The sequence below is a fragment of the Halorubellus litoreus genome (assembly GCF_037081675.1).
GTDB lineage: Archaea > Halobacteriota > Halobacteria > Halobacteriales > Natrialbaceae > Halorubellus > Halorubellus litoreus.
Genome location: NZ_JAZAQL010000003.1, coordinates 290,116 through 307,637, shown reverse-complemented (window position 1 = coordinate 307,637; position 17,522 = coordinate 290,116). Strand labels below are relative to the sequence as shown.

Genomic DNA, 17,522 nt, shown 5'->3' with positions numbered 1-17,522 from the left:
TCACGCGAGGACGATAGGCCAGAGCGTGTAGCCGAGCAGGAGCGCCATCGCCGTCGCGAGGACGACGACGACGACGTCGAGGAGGACGCCGGCGCGCAGCATGTGCTCGCGTTCGACGTACCCGGCGCCGTACACGATGGCGTTCGGTGGCGTGGCGACGGGGAGCGCGAACCCGTAGCTCGCGGCGACCGCGCCGGTGACCGCGAAGAGGACGGCGGCGAGGTCGTTCGTGGTGCCGAGCGCGCTCGCGTACGTCGGCCCGACCTCGACGAGGAGCGGGGCGAGGATGGCGGCCATCGCGGTGTTCGACGCGAGTTCGCCGACGAGGACGACGAGCGCGACGACGCTCAGGAGGACGACGACGATGCCGGCGTCGCCGAGCGCCACGAGGGTGACGTCCGCGAGCCACGCGGTCGCGTTCGTGTCCTTGAGGGCGTTCGCGAGCGAGATGCCGCCACCGAGGAGGAGGAGCGTCCCCCAGTCGACGTCGAGGAGGTCGTCGAACTCGTTCGCGCCCGTGACGACGAGCGCCGGGATGGCGAGGACGCCGACGAGGACGTAGAAGAGGACGCCTTCGTGACCCGTGGTGCCGAGGGCGTTCGCGCCGTCCCCGCCGAAGACGGTGACGTACCACTCGGTGGGGAGGACGCCCGCGAACGCGAAGTCGAAGCCACCGAGCAGCCACAGGCCGGCGGTCGCGACGAACACGGCCACGGTGCGTTTCGCGGCCGGTGACAGCGCGCCGAGTTCCGAGCGGCGTTCGCGCGCGGTCTCGCGGGCCGCGGAGACGTCGTAGGACTCGGGCGGGTAGACGACGTACGTGAGGAGCGCCCACGCGACGGGGAGCGTGACCGCGACCATCGGGAGGCCGATGGCGAGCCAGTCGACGAACGATATCTCGACGCCGACGAGGTCGTCGAGCTGGCCGACGACGATGGCGTTCGGTGGCGTGCCGACGAGCGTGCCGACGCCGCCGAGGCTCGCGGCGTACGCGACGCCGAGGAGCATCGCGATCTGGAGGTTCGACGCGGCCGCGTCGGAGTCGGCGGCGGCGTCGGCGCTGGTGAGGTCGGTGACGCTGTCGACGATACCGAGGACGATGGGGACCATCATCGCGACCGTTGCGGTGTTGGAGACGACCATCGAGAGGAGCGCGGTCGCGACCATGACGCCGCCGACCAGGCCGCGCGCGCTCGTGCCGAACCGGACGAGGACGACGAGCGCGACCCGGCGGTCGATGCCGTGCGCCTGGAGCGCTTCGGCGAGCACGAACCCCGCGAGCAGCAGGAAGACGACTGGGTCCGCGAACCCGGCGACGGACTGCGCGAACGACGGGTAGACGCCGAGGACGGTGAGCGAGACCGGGACGAGGAGCGCGGTGAGGGCGAGCGGGAGTGCGCCGGTGACCCAGAGCACGGCGGCGAACGTCATCGTCGCGAGCGCGTACTGCCCGGCGAGCGTCAGCCCGGCCGGCGTCGGGAGGCCGGCGACGACGACGGTCGCGAGGACGGCGCCGAGGAGCGAGAGCGTGCGAGTGCGCGAGAACGACACCAGTGAATCCTCCGAACGGGCCGTCGAACGCGTCCGCCTTCAGCGTATCCCTCCCCGAGAACGCGACCGCCTCACGCGGTGGACGACGCCAGCGGTCACACGACGAACGACGGGAGGTAGAGGAGGAAGCAGACGACGGCGGCTCGCCGGTCGATACCTCGACGCCAGTAGAAGAGGCCGAGGACGACGATGGAGACGACGAGCATGTACACGAGCGACGGCTGGAGCGCGGCGACGTCGGTGACGACGACGTCGAAGAACACCGCGCCGATACCGAGCGAGAACACGGGGTCGGTGATGTTGCTCCCGAGGATAGAACCGACGCTGATGCCGCCGCGGCCCTCGTGGGCGGCGATTCCGGCGACGACGATCTCGGGGAGCGTCGTCCCGAGCCCGGTCAGCAACCCAACGACGTACTCGGGGATGCCGGCGAGTCGGGCGAGCGCGACGCCGTTGGTCACCATCAGTTGCCCGCCGACGACGACGAGAACGAGCCCGACGACGATGAGCGGGACCGCCTCGCGCGGGGACTTCCGATCCTCGACGACCTCCTCGGCGATCTCCTCGCCGCCCTCGTTCGTGTAGAGGACGTAGACGAACTGGACGTACGCGAGCATCATCAGGAAGCCCTCCGAGCGGCCGACGACGCCGTCGTCGAGCGCGAGGAGCATGACGATCATCGCGAGCAGCATCGCGCTCCCGTAGACGAGGACGTTCCGTCTGTCGGTGACGAACGGCGCGACGAACGCGACGACGGCGATGGCGAGCGTTATCTGCGCGGTCTCCGAGCCGACGATGTTCCCGACGACGAGGTCGCCGGCGCCGTAGTACGCCGCGTAGACGCTCGTCACCATCTCCGGGACGCTCGTGCCGACGGAGATGAGCGTGACGCCGATGAAGAACTGCGAGACGCCGTAGTAGAGCGCGAGGTCCGCGGCGGCGGTGACCGCTCGGTTCGCGCCGGCGACGAGCGCTGCCAACCCTACGGCGAAGAGGATGGCTTCGAGGTACACGGTCCGTGGTTCGTCTGGTGAGCGCGTAAACCTGATGCGTGAGTGCTCCTGGCGGTTCCAGAGGTCCGAGTGCGCACGTCCACGGTCTCGGCGGGCGTGAAGCGACTAGTCGACGGTCGCGAGCGCGGTGACGGCGACGAGGTAGACGACGGTGGCGGCGTCGTACGCGGCCCCGCCGACGCCACCGGTGGCGCCGAGCGCACCGGTGAACCCGACCGTGACGCCGGTGCCGCCGAAGACCGCGAGCAGGCCGGAGACGCCCGCTGCGACGCACCCGACGCACGTCGCGGGTCCGAGGACGGCGGCGGCGAGCCCGCGGGTCGCTCGCGTGAGCGCGACGTACGTCAGGTACGCGAGCGCGGCGTAGCCAGCGACGACGAACGGGACGACGCTCGCGCCGACGGGGCCGACCATGAGCGTCACGATTGGCGCCCACCCGGGGAGGCCGCCGAAGGCGGAGAGCGAGTACATCCACTCGGGCATCACGTAGACGGTGCCCGTGAACCAGAGGAGGACGGCGAGGTACGCGAGTGCCACCGCGGCCGCCAGCGCGCGCCGGCGGCGACTCCCGGCCGCGCTCGGGGCGTGCCAGACCGCTGCGGCGCCGACCGTGAGCCACACGACGGGGTAGAACGCGTACCGTGGTTCGGTGACGGCGACCTCGGCGACGACCGCGTACCCGAGGACGACGACGAGCTGGACGACCGCGAGCGCGAGCCACGGCGTCGACGCCGCGAGCGCGCTCGCCGCGCGGTCGAGGACGGCGGCGACGCGGTCGGTCGAGTCCGTCCGGGCGTCGCTCACGACGCCCGCACCTCCGGCGTGTCCGCCGTTCCGTCCGCGACCTGTGCCGCGGTCTCGTCGCCCGCGCGGCCCGCGGTGTCGTCCCCGTCCGCGGCGCTGGACGCGTCCGCGGCTGCCTCGTCGTCGAGGCCCCAGTCGCGGCGCGTGTTCGCGACGACGAGGAGACTGCTCGCGGTCATCGCGACCGCGGCGACGAGGGGGTTCAGGAGGCCCGCGACGGCGACGGGGATGGCGACGGCGTTGTACGCGAACGCCCACGCGAGGTTCCCGCGAACCCGGCCGTGGGCCGTGGTCGCGAGGTCGAACGTCGTGCCGACGGACGCGAGGTCGTCGTCGACGACGACCGCGTCCGCGGCGTCCGCGGCGAGCGCGGTCCCGGAGCCCATCGCGACGCCGACGTCGGCCGCGGCGAGCGCGCCCGCGTCGTTCGAGCCGTCGCCGACCATCGCAACGTCACCCTCGCTCGCGAGCGCCCGGACGATCTCCGTCTTCGACTCCGGGCGGACGTCCGCGTACACGTCGCTGACGGCGTCGTGGCGTTCGAACCGCGAGGCCGCGGCGTGGTCGTCGCCCGTGAGGACGACGACGTCCCGGCCGTCGTCGGCGAGTCGCTCGCAGGCGCGCTCCCAGCCGGGTCGCGGGTCGTCGTGGACGACGACGAGCCCGTGGGCTTCGTCGCCGCGAACGACGAACACGGGGAGGGCGCCGTCGTCGCGAGCCGCGTCGGCCGCGTCGGCGAGCGCGCTCGGGAGCGCGACGTCGTGTTCGGCGAGCAGGTCGCGGTTCCCGACGAGCACGCGCTCGTCGTCGACGCGACCGGCCACGCCGCGTCCCGGGTGGCGTTCGACGCCACTCGCCGCCGGAATCCCGTCCAGGTCGGTGGCGTCGTCGGCGCGGTCGACGATGGCTTCTGCGGCGGGGTGGTCGGCGTACGTCTCCAGCGCCGCGGCCGACGCGAGCACGTCGGCTTCGGTCGCGTCGGGGGTCGCGACGACGCGTTCGGCGGTCATCTCGCCGGTCGTGAGCGTCCCGGTCTTGTCGAACACGACGGTGTCGACGTCCGGGGCGCGCTCGAAGACGCTGGCGTCGCGGACGACGACGCCGCGGTCCAGGCCACGAGAGACCGCCGAGGCGACCGCGAGCGGCGTCGCGAGCCCGAGCGCGCACGGACAGGAGACGACGAGCACGGCGAGCCCGGTGAGGAGCGCGGTGGCGACGTCGCCGGTCGCGTACAGCCAGTACGCGGTCGCGAGCACCGCCGCGGTGACGACGAGCGGGACGAACACGGCCGCGAGCTTGTCCGCGAGGCGCTGCGCGCCCGAGCGCGACGCGGCGAGGTTCCACGTCGTCTCGACGAGTCGGTCGAGCGTGCTCGCCGTATCGGGGTCCGGTTCGAGGACGACGCCGCCGTCGACGACCGTGGACCCGCCGACGACGCGGTCGCCCGGCGCCTTCGCCACCGGCTTCGATTCGCCCGTGAGCAGGGACTCGTCGACCGCTGCCTCGCCCTCGACGACCGTGCCGTCGAGGGGCACGCGGTCGCTCTGCCCGACGACGACCGCGTCGTCGGCGGCAACGGCTTCGACCGAGACCGTCTCGGTCGACCCGTCCTCGCGGCGGACCGTCGCCTCGGTGACGCGCTCCTCGGCGAGCTCGCCGACGCGGTCGGCGGCGCGCTCGGTCGCCCGCCGTTCGAGGTAGTTCCCGATGGAGACGACGAGGACGATGGCGACCGTGACGTCGAAGTACACCTCGGTCCGGCCGAGGAGGAGCGCCGCCGTCGAGTACACGTACGCGTTCACCGCCGCGATGGAGACGAGGAGGTCCATGTTCGGTTTCCCGGCGGCGAGACTGACGTACGCGCCGCGGAGGATGGGGTAGCCGGTGTACGCGAGGACGATGGTCGCCATCACCCAGACGTTCGCGAGCAGGTACGTGCCGGCGCTCCCGCCGACGTCGAGGAAGGAGACGTCCCACCCGAGGTAGTCCGGGTAGAGGAAGAGGACGTACCAGAGCATCGTCATCATCCCGAAGAACCCGCCGACGATGAGGCGGCCGCTCGAACGCTCGACGTCGTCCGCGTCGTCCATCCCGCGAGCGCGGTAGCCGTACCCGGTCAGGCGCTCCGGGAGCGCGTCGGCCGCCAGCGCGCTGGAGTCGTACGCGACGCGGACGAGCCGCGAGCCGTAGGACGCGTCCGCGGCGGCGACGCCGGGTTCGCGTTCGGCGACGCCCTCGACGAACGTCTCGCACGTCGTGCAGTGCATGCCGTCGACGCGCAGGTACGTCTCCGCGTCCGCTTCCGCATCCGCCATCGCGTCAGCCCCAGCACCCCCCACCGCGTCCGCTGTTCCGTCAGCGTCCGATTCGGGTGCAGCGGCCCCATCGAGCGCACTCGCGACGTCCCCGGAGTCGACGGGCCCGTCGACGGCGACGTCGCCGACGGTCTCGTGCACCTGCTTGCAGCCCTCGCAACAGTACGTTCCGTCCGGACCCGAAACGGGCGCGTCGGGGACGTCCAGCCCGCAGAGCGTGCAGGTCTCGTCGTCGCCGACGGGAGGCCGGGTCTCGTTCACGGCATCACCCACGGGTGGAGCGGATGCATCGGGACGTCGACGCCGAGCGCGGCGAGCCCGGACAGGAGCGGCATCGTCCCGAGCGCGACCATGAGGACGCCGAGGACGCGGTGGAGTTGCTGGCGACGGGACGCACCGATGGAGCCAAGCGCCGCGCCGTACGCGAACACGAGCGGGAACGTCCCCAGACCCAGTGCCGCGAGTGCGAGGCCGCCACGCGTCGGCGACCCCGTCGCGAACGCGTACGCGAACGCCGGGTACAGTATCGGACACGGGAGCGCCGCGTGCGCCGCACCGAGAACAGCCACCTTCGGCCCACGAACCCACTCGTCGAGCCGCTCCGCGCTCGCCCCCACGACCCGCTGGAACACGCCCGTCGACGGCACGTGCCCGCTGACCTGCCGACCGAGCACGTACCACGCGCCGACGCCGACCACGAGGACGCCCGCCAGGACGCCGACGAAACCGCGCGCCGCCTCGCCGACGACAGCGACGCCACCAGCGACCACGAACCCACCGAGGAGACCGAGGACTGCGCCGACCGCGGCGTACGCCACCGTCCGCCCGGCGTTGAACAGGAACTGCTGGCGGACCGCGAACCACGACACGTCACCGCGGTCCCCGACGCGGTCGGCGTACAACGTCACGACGGGGCCACACATCCCCAGGCAGTGCACGCTCCCGAGCACGCCGAACGCGAAGAACCCGACGAGCTCCAGCGACGGCAGCGAAGGCGCCGCCATGCAGTCAGTGCTTCGCGCCGCTCGTATCCGGTTCCGTCCCGTCGAAGAGATACCACATGAACACGCCGATGACAGCGATACACGCGAACGTCCCCAACGCGAGCCACTCGCCGTTACTCACGAACAACGCCGCCGGCAGGGCCGCCAGGAGCGCGATGGCAGTCGCCATGATTCCAGGCCGGAGATTCATACGGGTCCCTATCGGTCGAATCCTCCTTAAACCCAATCCCGTTCCCATCCCGCGAGAACGCCGGGTTACAATTATTAACCACGGCTCAAACATCGCATCCGTAATGGTATCTGGCGTCTACCTTCCAGGGAGGTTGGGGTAAGATGAGTACAGACACGGAGACTCACGACGCAGAGTCGTTCGATCCCATCGGGACTGCAACCCTCATCGGCATCTACATGGCTATCGTCGTCCTGATGTGGATCTTCACGTACTTCATCGAGTTCCTCGGTCGTGGACTGACCATCGTGGGGTGATCGAGACGTGCACATTCATCGGTTCGAGAAGGTCTGGCTCGCGCTCGCGCTCGTGTTCATCCTCGGCCTCATATCGAGTATCGTGTACGGTGCCGTCGGCCCGGGCATCGAGATGATCGACGCGGAAGGCGGCACGGTCGACCCGCAGAACCTCGACGAGACGGAGTTCGCCGACCCCGGCGTCGAGCAGGTCGGCGAGAACGAGTACGAGGTGTACGTCGTCGCGAAACAGTTCTCGTTCGACCCGGGGACGCCAGCGAACGGCGTCATCCGGGTGCCCGCGAACTCCGAGGTGACGTTCTACGTGACGAGTAGCGACGTCGTCCACGGGTTCGAGGTCGTCGGCACGAACCTGAACACGATGGCGATCCCGGGGCAGGTCAGCAAGATGACCGTCGAGTTCGGTGACCCGGCGACGTACGGCATCGTCTGCAACGAGTACTGCGGCGCCGCCCATCACGCGATGGAGGGCCGCATCGTCGTCGTCCCCGAGTCCGAGTACGACGGCCCCGGTGCGACGAACGCGACCAGTGGGAACGAGACCACGACGAACGCCTCGGTCGCAGCGACTCCCCAGATAGTCGGGAGCGCCACGGAGGTGACGGCATGAGCACCGAACGCATCGAGGGGGAACTCGGCGCGTTCCGCGACGAGTACCCCCAGACCGCGAACGTCGTCCGGAAGCTGTTCGCGGTGTCGTTCGCGGCGCTCGGCGTCGGCGGCCTCTTCGGCCTCATCCAGGCGCTCCACCGCACCGGCGTCTTCCGGTTCATCCCATCGAAGGACTACTACACGGTCCTGACGGGGCACGGCGTCCTGCTCGCGCTCGTGTTCACCATCTTCTTCCTCTGCGGGATATTCACGTGGTCGATCGTCGACAGCCTCGAACGACCGCTCGAGAGCGTGACGTTCACGAAGACGTGGGTGGCGATCATGAGCGCCGGGTCGACGATGGCGGGCGTCGCCATCCTCGCCGGGTTCGTCGGCGAGATCCCGTTCCAGGCGGACGTCCTGTTCACGTTCTACCCGCCGCTGCAAGCGCACCCCATCTTCTACATCGGCCTCGCGTTGTTCATCATCGGGACGTGGCTGGCGGGCATCGACTGGTTCCGCACGTACTGGAACTGGCGCGGCGACAACCCGAACAAGTCCCCGCCGCTGCGGACGTTCATGGTCCTGATGACGATGCTGATGTGGTACCTGAGCACGCTCGGCGTCGCCGTCGAGGTCGTGTTCTTCCTCATCCCCTGGAGCCTGGGTCTCATCCAGACCGTCGACCCGCTCCTGATGCGGACGCTGTTCTGGTACTTCGGGCATCCCGTCGTGTACTTCTGGCTGATGCCCGCGTACCTCATCTGGTACACCATCCTCCCGAAGCTCGCGGGCGGCCGCCTGTTCAGTGACCCGCTCGCACGCATCGTCTTCGTCCTCTTCCTCGTGCTGTCGACGCCGGTCGGGTTCCACCACCAGTACATGGACCCCGGCATCCCCGAGGGCTTCAAGTTCCTCGCGATGTCGAACACGATGTTCCTCCTGCTTCCGAGCCTCCTGACGGCGTTCACGGTCGTCGCGAGCATGGAGTACGGCGCCCGGAAGAACGGCGGCACCGGGTACCTGTCGTGGCTCCGGAACCTCCCGTGGGGCGAACCCGCGTTCGCGGCGATGGCGCTCGCCGGCCTGATGTTCGCCGCCGGCGGGTTCAGCGGGATGGTGAACGCCGGCATGAACGTGAACTACCTCGTGCACAACACGCTCTGGGTGCCGGGGCACTTCCACCTCACCGTCGGCACCGCGGTCGCGCTCACGTTCATGGGCGTCACGTACTGGCTGTGGCCCCAGCTCACCGGGAAGCGCCTCCAGCATCGGACGCTCGCGACCATCCAGCCGTACCTGTGGTTCGTCGGGATGACGCTGATGTCGAACGCGATGCACCGCGGCGGCCTCGCGGGCATCCCGCGTCGCACCGCGGAACCGCAGTACGAGAACTTCGAGTTCGAGGCGCTGTTCGGGACCATCGGCGAGATCCGCTGGCAGATCGCGCTCGGCGGCATCCTCTTGACGCTCTCGCTCACGCTGTTCCTGATCGTGGTCGTCGGGACGTGGCTCGTCGACCGGAGCGCCATCGCGGTCGACGGCGACCTCCCGCCGGCGCTCTCGGGCCCCGAGGAGGCGCCGAAAGCGATCAACAACCTCCGCCTGTGGCTCGTCATCGCGGTCGTCCTCGTCGCGCTCGCGTACGGCCCGCCGCTGTACACGATGATACAGGACGGCCTGTTCTACCCGGGACAGCCGCCGCAGCCGACGGCGCTCGAACCGCTCTGGGAGGTGCTGCCGTGAGCGAGGACGCGCCCGAGCGGTCGGGAGACGACGCAAGCGCCGAGCCTGGCGAAGCCGACCCTGCCTCGCGAGACGCCTGGACGGACGGCGGTCAGCCCGTGCAAGCCGGGCAGATGTCGAGCGACCGCCGGAAGTACCTGAAGTACCTGATCGCGCTCGCGGTCGGCATCCCGGTCGCGCTCGAAGCCGGGACGTTCTTCGGGCTGCTGCAGGGACAGGTCGGCGACGAGCAGGGGCTCTCCGTCGGCGAGGACCTGCTCGCGGAGACCAGTCGTCCCGAGACCGTCGACACCCTGGCAGTCGCGGGCGGGACGTTCGAGCTGTCGGTGACCGTCGAGAACACCGGCGACGTCGACTATGGCGTCTCCATCTCCGAGGTCAAGCTCTCGAACGGCGAGACGCTCAGCGGTGACGCGTCGGTCGGCCCCATCGCCCCCGGCGACACCGCGACGCTCGCCGGCGAGTGGTCGCTCCCGGACGGCGTCACGCCGACCGCGCTCGTCGTCACCGCCCGCGAGTACCGCGACGGCACCGCCGAGGTCGTCGCCGCGAGCACCGTCGACCTCGCGTTCGACGGCTAGCGACGCGGGCAGCGGCTTCTCCGAATCGTCCGGATCAGTCGTCTTCGAGGCTCGGGTGCGTCTCCTGCTCCTCGGGATGCGGCTTGGCGAACCGTTCCCGCATCACGTCGAGCGACTGCTGCTCGCGGTCGGCGCGCTCGGCGTCGTCGATCTCCTCACAGCCCGGCGGGAGGTCGCGGCCGCGGTCGGTGAAGTAGCCCTCCGGCGCGACCCAGTCGTGGTAGAACGGCCGGTCGTCGTCCTCGAGGAGCGTCACGGCGACCTCCGCGCCGTGGCCGGCGCAGACGATCGCCTGATGGGGTTTCTCGGCGAGACGCCCCGCGGCGTAGAGGCCGTCGACGCCGGTGCGGCCGCGTTCGTCCGTGTCGACGTACGCCTTCCCGCGGTCGATGACGCCGACGCCGTCGACGCCCCGGAGGTACCCGACCTCGTTCTTCGTCGCCGCGACGACGTACTGCGACCGATAGCGCTCGCCGTCACCGGCGCCCTCGCCCGCCTCGGCCTCGCCGCCCTCGGTCTCGACGGCGAACCCGTCGTCGGTCGTCTCGACGCGCTCGACGGTCGCCGTGACCTGCTCTGCGCCCGCCTCGCTCGCCTGTTCCTCCAGGAGGTCGAGCAGTTGGCGGGCGTTCACGCCCGCGGGGAATCCCGGGAAGTTCTCCAGGTGCGCGTTCCGCCGGAGGATGGACTCCCCGGCGTCGACGACCAGCGTATCGAGTCCGTGGCGCGCGGTGAACGTCGCCGCGGAGAGCCCGGCGACGCCGCCACCGACGACGACCACGTCCTTCGGGACGGTGCTCGACATCGGTCAGACCCCCTCCGTGTCGATTTCCGCCGCTCGGTCGCGGTAGCCCCCCCGGCAACGGGTGTGGGACTGGGCGCGAGTGCGGGCGTCCGTCCACGAGTCCGCCCGTGGGGCGGCGTTCCCGTCGTCGTGCGTGCGTCGTTCGATGTCGGCGTTCGATTCGCTGACGTCGTCTTCCATGGACGCTAGGCGCCCGCTAGAGCTGAAAAGCCCTTCGGAAATTAGGCGGACCTAAATATTCGGTCGCGTCGGGCGGGAACGCGCGAGCGGAGACGACCGCGCTCGACGAGACCACCACCGAAACCGCTAGCGTGATGACCCCGGCGCGAGTTCGTGCTGGTATGCTGGATGCGTTCTCGCACGCGACAGGCGCGCACTGCGGGTCGACGTCGCTGCACGACGTCGCGACGTACGGCGCGTGGGACCTCCCCGAGCCGGTGTGTTTCGGTATCGGTGGCGGGCTGGGGTTCAGTTACTACGAGCGCGACCGCTCGCCGAGCCGGGAGTTCGTCGGACGGACGCCGTGGCTGGAGACCGCGTTCTTCGACCACCTCGGGGTCGACGTGGACGAAGGACGAGGCGACGACGCGGAGACGGCGTTCGCGGACCTTCGAGCGTACGTCGACGGTGGGCGTCCCGTCGTCGCGTTCGTCGACATCTTCTATCTGCCGTACTTCGACTCGGACGTCCACTTCAGTCCGCACGTCGTCGTCGTCGTTGACGCCGACGAGGACGGCGTCTCGCTCGCGGACAGCGAGTTCGACGACCTCCAGCGGGTGTCGCGCGAGGACTTCGACGCGGCGTGGAGTAGCGACGTCGGCTTCTACGGACCGCTGGACCGCCGGCGGATGGTCGCTCGCGGTGAACCGGACGCGACGAAGGCAGCGGCGATGCGCGCCGGCATCCGCGCGACCGCCGACGGCCTGCTCTCGCCTGGCGATGCGTACGACGGCATCCCGGACGCCGGCGACGGCACGAACGGCCTCGACGGGATGCGCGCGATGGCGCGGGACCTCCCGGAGTGGCCGGCGCTCGAGGACGCCGACTGGTGTACGCGGTTCGCGTACCAGAACGTCGAGAAGCGCGGCACGGGCGGCGCGGCGTTCCGCGGGCTGTTCCGGCCGTTCCTCGAGACCGCGAGCGACGTCGTCGACGGCGTCACGGACGCAGACGTCGAGGCGATGCGCGACGTCGAGGACCGATGGCACGCCGTCGGCGAGGACCTGAAGCGCGCCGGGCTTGCCGACGACCCGAGCGATGCGCAGGCCGCGTACGAGGACGCCAGCGACGAACTCCTCGCGGTCGCCGACGAGGAGGAAGCGCTGTTCTCGGGGCTCCTCGAGCGCGTCTGAACGCGACGGAGCTACTCCTCGCCGGGCGCTTCCTCGTAGGGTTGCACGACCACGAACCCGCTGGTTCCGTCGAAGCTCATCTGGTAGGTCTCGTCGCTCGACGTTCCGATGGCGTCGCCCAGACTCGTGTTCCGCGAGATGCTCGGCGAGAGGTCGCTGCTCCAGGCGACCGTCGCCTGCGGGTCCGTGTTGACGGGCGGTGAGAGCACGAGCGGGTCACCGTGGGTCGTGATGGCGACCATCCCCGGTCCCGTGAGGTAGACGTTCGTCAGCCCGCCGGCGGCGGCGCCGCCGATGCTCCCGATGGTCTTTATCTCGTAGTCGACGGCGTTCTCCCAGGCGAGGACGTCCGGGCCGTTCACGGAGATGGACTCGCCGCCGTCGAGCTTCAGGAGCTGGACCCGTTTGCCCTGGTCGGCGACGTAGAGGTGGCCGTTGCCCTCGACCTCCATCACGGGGCTGCCTTCGCCGGTCGCCTTCTGCTTGATGAAGCCGGTGAGGCCGCCTTCGGCGTTCGACGTCCCCGTGAATTTGAGGTCGCCGTCGTACGCGACCATCGCGCCGGCTTTCGTCATCACCGACCCGTCGACGTCGATGTCCAGTAGCTTGCTGTTCTCGAGTTCGAACGTCTCTGTACTCTCCTCGGGCGCGTTCTCGTTGACGAATCGTTGAACGTCCATGGTGGTATCACGAGCCACGGTCTGGCGGCTCACTGCCTCGGTTCGCCCACCTGCAGCATAACTTTCGTCGCGAATATCTGACACTTTCTCGGAGGGCGCCGGACCGTCAGCGGGCGGTGTCGCGGTCGGTGTCACCACCGGCGTCGTCGAGTTGCGTCTCGACGAACGCTCGTGCCTGCTCGGCGTACGCCTGGACGTCCTCCAGGTCGACGCCGTCTTCGGGGTCGCGTTCCCCGGCCCCCCAGAAGTACGGTTTCGCGGGTGCGAGCTCCTCGACGAGCTTGTAGTTGAGCGCGGCTCCTACCAGGAGGGCGACCGGGAACAGCCAGTGCGGGAGGACGATGACGAGCAGGACGGTCAGGGGCGCGTACGCGAAGTACGACACGAGCTTCACGGGCGAGGACACGACCGGGAGCGCTTCGACGTAACAGTAGACGCCGTACGCGCCGAGGAGCAAGCCGACGTCGAGGTAGAGCCCCACCCAGAGCGCGCTCTCGTCCGCGAACAGGACGTGACTGAACAGCGCGAGCGCGCCGGTGATGGTCGTCAGGCGGTTGACGTACGTTCGTTCGAGGAGGACGCCGACGACGAGGAGCGAGAGCTGGAGGAGTGGCGCGCCGACCCACTGGGGCAGGTTCTCGGCGACGAATACGGGGAACATTTCGCCGTGTCAGGTCGGAACCTCGCCCGCCGACCGCTAAAGCGTTCGTTCGAACTCAGCGTTCGATACGCGGAGCGTCGACGACGCCAACCACGGTGACAGCCCCTCGACCACAAGAGGTTAATTTTATCAACACACATTACTGAATAGTGAGTAGTTATGTGTATGTCCCACCGATCCAGAATCGGCGGTGAGCGACGATGAAGTCGACGACCGTCACCGTCGAGAAGATGGACCTCCTCTTCCTGAAGTGGAACTCCCACATCAACGCGTCCGGACTCTACCGCGAAGCGATCCGCGAAGTGATGCAGGAGCACGACGTCACGCCGCACGAACTCCGCGAGCTCGTCGAGCGCGCCGAGGACGCCGGGTTCGACCTGGACGACATCGTCGAGGAGACCGACCGGTTCGACGACCTGGAACGGCTCGTCGAGGAATCGCAGGAGATTGCCTGATAAGTATACGGGCGACCGCGTGGCGCGTGGCCCGCTCGTTCCGTGGTAAGCGCCGTCTACGGGTTGTTCGGGCGTTCGTGTGAGAACGAATAACAGCACCTTTTATATTGGTCGGGAAACTATCGAACTTCAACATGAGGCGACGGCGTCTTCTGGGGGCACTCTCCGCGAGCCTCGTCGCGACCAGCGGGTGCCTCAGTACCGTGGAGACGCCGTCGTTCCGCGGCGAGGAGTCCAGGCCGCCGCTCGCTCGCGAGGACTTCGTCACCGACGACGAGAACGCACAGCGAGATGCCGTCGTGCCGAACATCTCGCTCCTTCCGGTGTCGACGGCCGCGGGCGGCCCGGACGATGAGACGGCTCGCGTCGCACCGGCGCCAGGGACGGAGACGGTCGACGAGGAACGGGCCGCGGCCACGTCGGGGAACGAGTCGACGTCGTCGACCACACCTCCGCCCACGGTCGACGCTCCGGACCGCGATCTCGGGAAGCAAGGCCTGTACGTGACCGACGACTTCTGGCGGTACCGCACCCACGTGCATCGGTACGCGCTCGACGAGGTGACGACGACGGTGTTCCCGACGGAACCGTCGACTGACACGCCGGTGAAGGTGGTCGTCGCCGCGTCGGTGTATCCGCGCGGTGGATTGGTCGATAGCGCGTCGAGCGACCCGGTCCGTCCGGAATCGTCCGCCCAGCAGGTGACGGTCCCGATGGACCTCTCCGCGGCGCCGGAGGGCGTTCCGTTACAGTACACCGCCGCGGTCGTCCCGGAGAGCGTCGACCGCACTGACGTCGAGCAGGACGACCTGTACGCGTTCATGGAGACGGACCCGTTCGTCGTCACGGACGACCACATCGAGCGAGCGGACCGACGCGGGCAACTCGACGCGGCGTCGGGGAGCGCGTTCGAGCGGGAGCCGGTCGAGGGCGGATACGTGCAGACGCTGCGTGGACGGACGAACGGTCGGTCGTGGGCGGTGAGTTACCTGGCCTTGGAGAGCGCGTACGCGGCGGCGTCGCTGCGGTCTCGAGGGCGGGCGCGAGCGGAGTACGTCTCGTTCGAACTCCTCGAGGGGGCGGCGAACGAGATCGCGGAGTTCCTCTACGAGGCCGCGGAGAACAACGGGTTCACGGGCGAGTTCGAACGCATCCAGTTCGCGTTGAGTTTCGTGCAGCGCCTGCCGTACGTGGAGGATTCGGTGTCGAGCGGGTACGACGACTACACGCAGTTCATCATGGAGACGCTCACGATGCTCTCCGGTGACTGCGAGGATACGAGCATCCTGTTCGCGTCCATCCTCGAGTCCGAGCCGTTCAACTACGACGCCGTCCTCCTGGAGCCGCCGGGGCACATGGCGGTCGGACTGCTGATGCAGAAGGACTTCGACGGGTTCGCGTACATCTACGACGAGCGCAAGTACTACTACGTGGAGACGACGACGGAGGGCTGGGGTATCGGGCAGATCCCGGACCAGTACCGCGAGTCGAAGGCGAGCGTCTACGACGTCTGACGGCGCGTCCGAGCCATCGGCCGTTCCGCGTCGCCACGACGCGTCTTCGTGTAGGGAAAGATACAACCTGTGGGGGTGTCTGTCTGCGCGTAATGAAGCCGGGTGCCTGGGTGAACGTCGATGAGTGAGACGCGGACGATCCGCGTGGGGGAGACGGTCGACGGCGACGCCGTCGAGCTACCGGTCGTGGAGCTGTTGACCGGTCGCGGGTTCGTCACCGGGAAGTCCGGGAGCGGGAAGTCGAACACGGCGAGCGTCGTCTGCGAGGAACTCCTGGACGCGGGGTTCCCGATGCTCATCATCGACTGCGAGGGCGAGTACTACGGGTTGAAGGAGGAGTACGAGCTCCTGCACGTCGGCGCGGACGAGGAGTGCGACATCCAGGTCGCGCCCGAGCACGCCGAGAAGGTCGCGGACCTCGCGCTGAACGAGAACATCCCGGTCATCCTCGACGTCTCCGGGTACCTCGACGAGGACGTCTCGAACGAACTCATCCTGCAGACCGCCAGACACCTGTTCGCGAAGGAGAAGAAGCTCAAGAAGCCGTTCCTGCTCGTCTGCGAGGAGGTCCACGAGTACATCCCGGAAGGCGGTGGGATGGACGAGACGGGGAAGATGCTCATCAAGATCGGGAAGCGCGGCCGCAAGCACGGCCTGGGCATCGTCGGCATCAGTCAGCGGCCCGCGGACGTCAAGAAGGACTTCATCACGCAGGCGAACTGGCTCGTGTGGCACCGGCTGACGTGGGAGAACGACACGAACGTCGTCGGGCGCATCATCGGGTCGGAGTACGCCGACCGCGTGACGGACCTCGACGACGGGCAGGCGTTCATGCAGACGGACTGGGCGGAAGCGGACCTGCGGACCGTGCAGTTCCGTCGGAAGCGGACGTTCGACGCGGGCGCGACGCCGGGGCTCGACGACTTCGAACGCCCGGAGTTGAAGTCGGTGAGCGACAACCTCGTCGGCGACCTCCAGTCCATCACGGAGGACAAGGAGGAGCACGAGAACCGCATCGCGGAACTCGAAGCGGAGATCGAGAAGAAAGACCAGCGGATCGCGACGCTCGAGGACGAACTCGAGGACGCCAGGGACATCTCGCAGGCGGCGAACAAGATGGCGGACGCCATCGCGGGGAACACCGGTATCACGGCGCCGAGCGACGACGACCAGCAGACGCTCGACGAGGTCGAGGGCGACAAGGAAGACCACGAGAAGTCGAACGCGGAGATCGAGCACGAGCGCAACGAGTTCCGGAAGCGAGCGCGCGAACTCGAGGAGCGACTCGACGACCTCGCGACGACGAAGGCGGACCTCGAGGACCGCGTGGAGGCGCTCGCGGCCGAGAAGAGCGAGCTCGCCGACGAACGCGACGAGTTACGCGCGGAGCGCGACGAGCTGGCGACGCGCGTGGACGAACTGGAAGCGGAGGTGGAGTCGATGCACGCGGAACTCGGGGACGAACGCCAGAAGACCGAACAGCTCGAGTCCGAGACGGACGAGGGCGAGGTCATCTCCGACCAGGCCGACCGCATCGCGTTCCTCGAGATGGCGCTCGAGCAACTCCAGCGACGGCTGTCGGACGACGACGGCGCGGGCGGCGACCTGGAGTCGGTGTCGACGATCGACCTCCTGCACGAGGACCCGATCGAGGAGAAGGTCGAGGCCGCCATCCGCGAGTCGAACTGTCGCCGCGAGCACGCGTGGGACGTCATCGCGGTGCTCGCCGACCGCGGCCCCATCCGGACGCGCGACGTCGAACCGCTCGTCGATGCAACCGGCCATCACATCTCGAGCGCCATCATCGAACTCCGGAAGGTGAACGTCCTCGAGCGCGACGAGAAGGGCCGCCACGAGATCAACCGCCGGTACGTCGAAGGCATCCTGGAGACGAAAGCCGAACGCGAAGGGCTGGCGGCGTTGAAGAACCGGTCGCGGCAGTAGTCGGTCGTGCTCGAGTGGCG

The 17,522-nt window shown here is 69.0% G+C and carries 18 protein-coding genes; 8 read left to right on the top strand and 10 right to left on the bottom strand.

What is annotated here, in order from left to right; all coding sequences use genetic code 11:
- The 6 genes from VYJ16_RS16355 to VYJ16_RS16330 all read right to left on the bottom strand — a co-directional run bounded on the left by VYJ16_RS16355 (nt 1) and on the right by VYJ16_RS16330 (nt 6,877).
- Nucleotides 1–1,551 (bottom strand): SLC13 family permease, encoded by a 1,551-nt coding sequence (locus VYJ16_RS16355; RefSeq protein WP_336351384.1) that lies wholly within the window; start codon nt 1,549–1,551, stop codon nt 1–3.
- 95 nt (nt 1,552–1,646) lie between these two features.
- Nucleotides 1,647–2,564 (bottom strand): sodium:calcium antiporter, encoded by a 918-nt coding sequence (locus VYJ16_RS16350; protein WP_336351383.1) that lies wholly within the window; start codon nt 2,562–2,564, stop codon nt 1,647–1,649.
- Between the two features lie 105 nt (nt 2,565–2,669).
- Nucleotides 2,670–3,368, bottom strand: coding sequence for a DUF7546 family protein (locus VYJ16_RS16345; RefSeq protein WP_336351382.1), 699 nt, complete (start codon nt 3,366–3,368; stop codon nt 2,670–2,672).
- Nucleotides 3,365–5,944: a heavy metal translocating P-type ATPase gene (locus VYJ16_RS16340; protein WP_336351381.1), complete on the bottom strand. Its 2,580-nt coding sequence runs from the start codon at nt 5,942–5,944 to the stop codon at nt 3,365–3,367. Before VYJ16_RS16340 ends, VYJ16_RS16345 begins: the two co-directional genes overlap by 4 nt.
- Nucleotides 5,941–6,687 carry a sulfite exporter TauE/SafE family protein gene (locus VYJ16_RS16335; RefSeq protein WP_336351380.1) on the bottom strand — a complete coding sequence of 249 codons (747 nt, stop codon included), beginning with the start codon at nt 6,685–6,687 and terminating at the stop codon, nt 5,941–5,943. Before VYJ16_RS16335 ends, VYJ16_RS16340 begins: the two co-directional genes overlap by 4 nt.
- A 4-nt stretch (nt 6,688–6,691) precedes the next feature.
- Entirely contained in the window at nt 6,692–6,877 is a 186-nt protein-coding gene (locus tag VYJ16_RS16330; RefSeq protein WP_336351379.1) for a hypothetical protein, read from the bottom strand.
- 143 nt (nt 6,878–7,020) lie between these two features.
- On the opposite strand from VYJ16_RS16330, the gene VYJ16_RS16325 reads away from it, so the two are divergent.
- From VYJ16_RS16325 to VYJ16_RS16310, 4 genes are read left to right on the top strand one after another with little or no spacing between them, the layout of a single operon-like run.
- Nucleotides 7,021–7,173 (top strand): cytochrome oxidase, encoded by a 153-nt coding sequence (locus tag VYJ16_RS16325; RefSeq protein ID WP_336351378.1) that lies wholly within the window; start codon nt 7,021–7,023, stop codon nt 7,171–7,173.
- A gap of 7 nt (nt 7,174–7,180) precedes the next feature.
- Nucleotides 7,181–7,783 carry a cytochrome c oxidase subunit II gene (locus tag VYJ16_RS16320; protein WP_336351377.1) on the top strand — a complete coding sequence of 201 codons (603 nt, stop codon included), beginning with the start codon at nt 7,181–7,183 and terminating at the stop codon, nt 7,781–7,783.
- Nucleotides 7,780–9,510 (top strand): b(o/a)3-type cytochrome-c oxidase subunit 1, encoded by a 1,731-nt coding sequence (locus tag VYJ16_RS16315; RefSeq protein ID WP_336351376.1) that lies wholly within the window; start codon nt 7,780–7,782, stop codon nt 9,508–9,510. Before VYJ16_RS16320 ends, VYJ16_RS16315 begins: the two co-directional genes overlap by 4 nt.
- On the top strand, nt 9,507–10,091 hold the full coding sequence (locus VYJ16_RS16310; RefSeq protein ID WP_336351375.1) for a hypothetical protein: 585 nt from the start codon (nt 9,507–9,509) through the stop codon (nt 10,089–10,091). Before VYJ16_RS16315 ends, VYJ16_RS16310 begins: the two co-directional genes overlap by 4 nt.
- A 34-nt stretch (nt 10,092–10,125) precedes the next feature.
- On the opposite strand, the gene VYJ16_RS16305 is transcribed toward VYJ16_RS16310, so the two are convergent.
- Both VYJ16_RS16305 and VYJ16_RS16300 read right to left on the bottom strand, forming a co-directional pair.
- Nucleotides 10,126–10,896 (bottom strand): FAD-dependent oxidoreductase, encoded by a 771-nt coding sequence (locus tag VYJ16_RS16305; protein WP_336351374.1) that lies wholly within the window; start codon nt 10,894–10,896, stop codon nt 10,126–10,128.
- A 3-nt stretch (nt 10,897–10,899) separates the two neighbouring features.
- Nucleotides 10,900–11,076 (bottom strand): hypothetical protein, encoded by a 177-nt coding sequence (locus VYJ16_RS16300; RefSeq protein ID WP_336351373.1) that lies wholly within the window; start codon nt 11,074–11,076, stop codon nt 10,900–10,902.
- 161 nt (nt 11,077–11,237) lie between these two features.
- Here VYJ16_RS16300 and VYJ16_RS16295 point away from each other — a divergent pair, with 161 nt between their 5' ends.
- The gene (locus VYJ16_RS16295; RefSeq protein WP_336351372.1) at nt 11,238–12,248 is read left to right on the top strand and encodes a BtrH N-terminal domain-containing protein; all 1,011 of its coding nucleotides are present in this window, start codon (nt 11,238–11,240) and stop codon (nt 12,246–12,248) included.
- 11 nt (nt 12,249–12,259) lie between these two features.
- Here VYJ16_RS16295 and VYJ16_RS16290 read toward each other — a convergent pair whose 3' ends face one another.
- Nucleotides 12,260–12,928 carry an AIM24 family protein gene (locus VYJ16_RS16290; RefSeq protein WP_336351371.1) on the bottom strand — a complete coding sequence of 223 codons (669 nt, stop codon included), beginning with the start codon at nt 12,926–12,928 and terminating at the stop codon, nt 12,260–12,262.
- 106 nt (nt 12,929–13,034) lie between these two features.
- Entirely contained in the window at nt 13,035–13,589 is a 555-nt protein-coding gene (locus VYJ16_RS16285; RefSeq protein WP_336351370.1) for a hypothetical protein, read from the bottom strand.
- Between the two features lie 200 nt (nt 13,590–13,789).
- Here VYJ16_RS16285 and VYJ16_RS16280 point away from each other — a divergent pair, with 200 nt between their 5' ends.
- The 3 genes from VYJ16_RS16280 to VYJ16_RS16270 all read left to right on the top strand — a co-directional run bounded on the left by VYJ16_RS16280 (nt 13,790) and on the right by VYJ16_RS16270 (nt 17,502).
- Complete coding sequence (locus tag VYJ16_RS16280; protein WP_336351369.1) at nt 13,790–14,044, top strand: hypothetical protein; 255 nt, start codon at nt 13,790–13,792, stop codon at nt 14,042–14,044.
- 134 nt (nt 14,045–14,178) lie between these two features.
- On the top strand, nt 14,179–15,558 hold the full coding sequence (locus VYJ16_RS16275) for a hypothetical protein (protein WP_336351368.1): 1,380 nt from the start codon (nt 14,179–14,181) through the stop codon (nt 15,556–15,558).
- Between the two features lie 120 nt (nt 15,559–15,678).
- Nucleotides 15,679–17,502: a helicase HerA domain-containing protein gene (locus VYJ16_RS16270; protein WP_336351367.1), complete on the top strand. Its 1,824-nt coding sequence runs from the start codon at nt 15,679–15,681 to the stop codon at nt 17,500–17,502.
- Nucleotides 17,503–17,522 lie beyond the last annotated feature (20 nt).

Excerpts from the sequence above, each read along its gene's own strand:
- VYJ16_RS16335 (WP_336351380.1), bottom strand. The coding sequence starts at position 6,687 with ATGGCGGCGCCTTCGCTGCCGTCGCTGGAGCTCGTCGGGTTCTTCGCG.
- VYJ16_RS16330 (WP_336351379.1), bottom strand. The coding sequence starts at position 6,877 with ATGAATCTCCGGCCTGGAATCATGGCGACTGCCATCGCGCTCCTGGCG.
- VYJ16_RS16325 (WP_336351378.1), top strand. The coding sequence starts at position 7,021 with ATGAGTACAGACACGGAGACTCACGACGCAGAGTCGTTCGATCCCATC.
- VYJ16_RS16315 (WP_336351376.1), top strand. The coding sequence starts at position 7,780 with ATGAGCACCGAACGCATCGAGGGGGAACTCGGCGCGTTCCGCGACGAG.
- VYJ16_RS16305 (WP_336351374.1), bottom strand. The coding sequence starts at position 10,896 with ATGTCGAGCACCGTCCCGAAGGACGTGGTCGTCGTCGGTGGCGGCGTC.
- VYJ16_RS16300 (WP_336351373.1), bottom strand. The coding sequence starts at position 11,076 with ATGGAAGACGACGTCAGCGAATCGAACGCCGACATCGAACGACGCACG.
- VYJ16_RS16295 (WP_336351372.1), top strand. The coding sequence starts at position 11,238 with ATGCTGGATGCGTTCTCGCACGCGACAGGCGCGCACTGCGGGTCGACG.
- VYJ16_RS16290 (WP_336351371.1), bottom strand. The coding sequence starts at position 12,928 with ATGGACGTTCAACGATTCGTCAACGAGAACGCGCCCGAGGAGAGTACA.
- VYJ16_RS16285 (WP_336351370.1), bottom strand. The coding sequence starts at position 13,589 with ATGTTCCCCGTATTCGTCGCCGAGAACCTGCCCCAGTGGGTCGGCGCG.
- VYJ16_RS16280 (WP_336351369.1), top strand. The coding sequence starts at position 13,790 with ATGAAGTCGACGACCGTCACCGTCGAGAAGATGGACCTCCTCTTCCTG.
- VYJ16_RS16275 (WP_336351368.1), top strand. The coding sequence starts at position 14,179 with ATGAGGCGACGGCGTCTTCTGGGGGCACTCTCCGCGAGCCTCGTCGCG.
- VYJ16_RS16270 (WP_336351367.1), top strand. The coding sequence starts at position 15,679 with ATGAGTGAGACGCGGACGATCCGCGTGGGGGAGACGGTCGACGGCGAC.